The 235-nt window shown below is 54.9% G+C and carries 1 protein-coding gene; it reads right to left on the minus strand.

Annotation, left to right across the window (positions count from 1 at the left end; translation table 11 throughout):
- Window positions 1-214: hypothetical protein (locus A3709_RS24550; RefSeq protein WP_231871173.1), on the minus strand; the 214-nt coding region annotated here is incomplete at its 3' end.
- Window positions 215-235 lie beyond the last annotated feature (21 nt).

The following is a 235-nucleotide window of genomic DNA, read 5'->3' on the forward strand; positions in this document are numbered from 1 at the left end:
GATAAACCAAAACGTCCCCTATCGAAATCTCCACTCCGGGCAGGTCCTTAGTTATCTCCAGATCTGGACGAGCGATCAGAGGGGTAATGTCAGAATCTGCGTCCTCCAACGTTAAGCCCAGTATCCCAGCTTCGGCTTCTACACGCACCGTATTCAGGATCAATTCAGCGCCCGCGAGCGCGGGGAAATCAGTCGTGAGTCCAAATTCGACCACGCCCCCGGTACCAGCCGGTAA

The sequence above is a fragment of the Halioglobus sp. HI00S01 genome, assembly GCF_001635445.1.
GTDB lineage: Bacteria > Pseudomonadota > Gammaproteobacteria > Pseudomonadales > Halieaceae > Halioglobus > Halioglobus japonicus.